Source organism: Herminiimonas contaminans (assembly GCF_015645465.1).
Classification (GTDB): domain Bacteria; phylum Pseudomonadota; class Gammaproteobacteria; order Burkholderiales; family Burkholderiaceae_D; genus Oxalicibacterium; species Oxalicibacterium contaminans.
In genome coordinates this window covers 1-4,566 of sequence record NZ_JADOEL010000038.1, presented here as the reverse complement: position 1 = coordinate 4,566, position 4,566 = coordinate 1, and the positions used below count along the sequence as shown (strand labels likewise).

Annotated in this window: 3 protein-coding genes; all 3 read left to right on the top strand. The window is 44.2% G+C overall.

Annotated features, from left to right (window positions below; all coding sequences use genetic code 11):
* The first annotated feature begins 320 nt into the window (after positions 1-320).
* A complete protein-coding gene (locus IXC47_RS19145; RefSeq protein ID WP_195876748.1) occupies positions 321-2,618 on the top strand; it encodes an STAND family AAA ATPase in 2,298 nt (765 codons plus the stop codon).
* 78 nt (positions 2,619-2,696) lie between these two features.
* On the top strand, positions 2,697-3,629 hold the full coding sequence (locus tag IXC47_RS19140) for a hypothetical protein (protein ID WP_195876747.1): 933 nt from the start codon (positions 2,697-2,699) through the stop codon (positions 3,627-3,629).
* 139 nt (positions 3,630-3,768) lie between these two features.
* The coding region (locus IXC47_RS19135; RefSeq protein ID WP_195876746.1) for a hypothetical protein at positions 3,769-4,566 on the top strand (798 nt) is incomplete at its 3' end.

Genomic DNA, 4,566 nt, shown 5'->3' with positions numbered 1-4,566 from the left:
AAGCACTTGGTCAACAGCATCTCGTTTGAATGATTCGGGATAAGTACGTCTGGTCTTGGTCATAAACATAACTCCTGGGTGGCATTATCCACCTTAAGTTAGTGTCCACCTAGACCGGGACAGACCACTCTGTAATTCCATTTGCAGCAGAGGACGTCGATGTTTCCATCACACTGCTGCATCACCCCTATAACTGGTTTTCCCAAAGTAGCTATCGCCAGCTTCAAACCGCGATACGTAGTGAAAGTCAGCTTGTACTAACAGGGCACGAACATGTCCAGAACGTCGGCGAGATCACCGATTTACGAACACCATCTAGCGTGTTCTTAGAAGGCGGTGTTCTGTTCGAAAATTCCCGCCCAGATCATTCAACATTCAATCTGCTCTTGCTTGATATTGAACAGATGGAGTATCTGGCTCTTCTTGCCCAATGGGATGGTAGTAGATATGACATCACTGACGACACCGAAACTTGGGGCTCATTGCGGAGACTTGGCGTACAAAGCGGATCAAAATGCCCGCTGGTACCAGACTGGCAAACTACTCTGACCGATCCAGGAGCGAATTTCACGCATAGCGCAAAAAAGAATCTGGATATTGATGACTTCTATGTTTGGCCAGAACTGCAAGTAACTGCCGATACGAGTCCAGTCAAGCGTAATGTCATCGGCTCATACCTCGCCGAGGTAGCCAATTTGAATAGCGGCGTAATGATAGGTGGCGAAGAGAAATCTGGGAAAACGACGCTCCTTTACCAATACTACAAAAGCTACCACGAACGAGGCTATTTGCCGCTCTATTTCAGGGGCTCTTGGTTTTTGAAGAGCCATAAAAATGATCCATTAAGAGCCCTGAGAATGGCCTTGGAAAAACAGTATGCAAAAACTTGCCATACGAGTTTCTTACAAGCCGAGAGCTCGAAACGGATCCTACTTCTGGACGACATCGACTCAAGCAGCATGTCCACTACAGATCTCTCTGAATGTTTAGAAGTCTTTTTCCGTTATTTCGAAAATGTCATTTTGACGACGACGGACACAGCAACGGCAATGAGCGTGTTGTCGACCGAGCGCATTGAAGTGCTTAGAAACTTCACCCAGTACGATATTCGTGAATTTGGCCATAAAAAACGACTCGAGTTGGTTTGCAAATGGGCTGAAATCGGTGGTGATAACGAAGCCAACTCCACTAAATGGATGGCCAACATTGATAAGTGGGAAAAGGATCTTACAACTGCAGTCGGCCGACAATTTGTACCTGCCGTTCCTATCTTTCTTCTGACTCTTTTACAGAGCATTGAAGCCGGTCGTAGTACCGATCTAAAAAACAGTGCATTTGGACACTACTATCACTTTCTGATTACATCATCACTGAATGAAATTGGAATTGATCGTGAACAATGGGCTGAGGTATTCAACTACTGCTCAACTCTTGCTTGGTATATGTATTCAAGCGAGACCCATCACGTATTGGACTCTCACATGAGGGGCTTCACTGAGCAATACAAGACTGAGTACGCTGCGGAAGTTTCCTATGAGAGACGCATCAGAGACTTGTCGAAAGCTGGCATTGTCACACAACGAGACGGCGCACTATGTTTTAAATACCCGTATCTCTATTTCTTTTTTGTAGGTCAGTATATTGGTGACCGGATCCACGAACCTGACATGGAAAACGAAATAGATCGGCTTTGCAGCGATATGCATCTGCGGGAAAACGCAAATATTCTTCTATTTGCTTGCCATCACACGAAAAGCCCCGTCATCTATACCAGAATCGCGGAAGCCCTCGATGGAGTATTCGATTCGTTTAAGAGTTTCGACTTTGTCGCAGATGTGGAAATCCTTAACTCGCTCGTTAATACCGCTCCATCATTAATCTACAACGAACAAACTGTTAAGGAATCCCGACTTAAAGATCGAGAAAGAATGGATCAGGAGGAGCCTGGCATGGTGACTTCTAACAAAGATGCTGAGAAATTCCTCAAGGATGCAAACGATGCAATCATTCGTTTGTTCCGCTCAATGGAAATACTCGGACAATTCCTTAAGAATCATTACGGAACCACACGCAACCCTATCAAAGATGAACTCATTCAAAAAATCTTTGACGGTTCTTTAAGAGGTTTAAATGGAATTACCCACGTACTGTTAAATCAAGCAAATGCAATTTTTGAACACTTTGCTCAAGAAGCGGAACGGAAGGGTGAGTCGCAGGATTTACAAATCGCTGCAGCGAAACGCTTGATATTCGATGTCACCGCAGCCATAACCTTCGCGTTCATTCACAAAGCTAGTTCTGCCGTGGGTTCATCTCACCTCAGAGATAACCTCTTAAAAGTCGTTAACGAAAAGGGAACGCTTGCCTACGAGCTAATTGAAACTAGTTTTGAGATGGACCTACCTGACGGATTATCTCTTGCAAAGATCAAGAAGCTTAATGCCAGCATAGAGAAGAATGTTTTTGCCCAAGCGCTATTACGGACCTTGGCTCTAAAACATCTACATCTTTTCAAAGTCCCATATCAAGACAAACAAAAGTTATGTGCAGAACTCGATATTGCGCTCACCAAGCAAATGGCACTTCAACGGGATCAAAAAAGACTGCAGGGTAAATAAGTTCTCAATTGCGATAGCAAATTTACTCAAAGGGAACCGCGTAAGCAGGTTGTACGACACCTACTAAGAGGATAGAAAGTGAATCAATCATTATGTCCGTACACGACAAAATTATTGTCGGAAACGACCAACGTCAATGACGAACACATTCTTCCTATTGGGCTAGGTGCCCCTCAATCATTCTATGTTCCAGCCACGGAAGAAGAAAATTTAAGACTGAATACTTTAATTGATGCACCAGCTATAAATGACCCTTTACTGAGATTCATTGCAATGGCGGCTGGCGTCGTTAGTCGTTCTGGTGTGGTTAAGACAAAACTTAAAGGCACGCTTAGCGAAGGTGGAGAAACGGTTGCAGCCGTTTTCAGTACAGCGAATGTTGATTTGAAATTTGTTAAACCGATAGATATAGACAGCACGTCCGGTCAGATTTTGGGTATTCGAGGATTTGGAGATCAAGCAGCCACACAAGCTGAGCAAATTAAAAAAGACCATGCAAAAAAAGGAAAACTGATTGAAATCGGTGATATTGAAAGTCGCCCAAGTCCGTGGATTAAATTCGATTTCGAGGGCGATATGCACGTCATCCGAGCCGAGATAATCAAAACTGCATATCTTATGTCTGTCCGAGTTTTTGGCGATGATGCAATTCGAGGTAGAAGTGGAGATATTTTTAGAGCTGCAATGGTAGCTTGCAACGCAGATAAAATTCGTGAGACCGGCATACTTGGTGGATTATCAAATGACTTACCTCCGCCATTCAATAATGTTGTTGAAAGAAATGAGCATCTAATAGCATCTGTAAATATTGGCCCGCAAATTCTCACAGTGGTGCAACTATTTGGCACATTTAGCGCATTCTTTCTTACTCCATCAACCGATTTTTCTTGTGAGCCAGGAACAGGAGAAATCGTGAAGATCAATGCTGCAACCGCTACGATGGAAAAGAAAACTCTGGTTGATCTGGCAAATCAACTTGCAGCAGAGGGAAGATTTCACGGTATTTTTTAATCAAATTGTTTCGCATTCGTTATCGCTGCTATCGGCCAATTAGCTAGCCATGCCAGTTAGTTTTACTGATATGCATTGATGATGCACAGACTTAGACCACTTAATAGTACGATCTACTATCGATATCGTTAGGAAGAAAATGGAAGCTGGAGACGCCCCTGTTGAGGAAGAAGCGTTGATGGGAGCAAAGAAGATCCTAATTCACGCCACGACTAGGTATCCAATAGTGTCCGCCTATGAGTTTGAATTCTTGATGAAAGAGGACGTCATCCGCAAGCGGATGAAAGGCTGCACACTGTATTTGATTCTCCAACGACCACTGACTTACATGACCAATCTACGTGAATCCCACGACGGGATTCACTTTGACATCGTCGACGATCATCAAGCTCCACTTCGCTGCCATTTGCCGCTCATTGAGAACAAAATTGCTGCTGCCGACGAACTAATGACGCTAGATGTTCTATTTCTTAAAAGGACTCCCGACACCAAATCGCCATTCAACGACGTAGCGGGTTTTAAATTATGGCGGGAGAATGGCTCCTTCGTTGTCTGGTACAGCCCGCACAAATTCTTGTATGAAGTACTTGTGGGCTCACTGCATGCAAATATTGAAGGCGATCCTTGCAGATTCCTGGACTTCAGGGTGCACTATATCGGCCAAACAATCTCTCAGCGTGTCTGGAAGCGTTTAACAGGCCATCACAAGCTTCAAAAGGTACTCACCATGGAAGGGCCGGTGAACGAAAAGCGAGGCAATCGGGTGGCATGGGAGGTTTCACTTGTAATGCTAAGCATTGATGATTTCGAGAGCCTGTCAGATTTTTTGTGTGCCGAAGGTCATGAGATGATACCGAAAGGGAAACACCATGACTACATCGATGAGCACAGTAAAAAAGCCCAAGAAACCGAAAGCCCTCAAACTTTTTTCCGACGA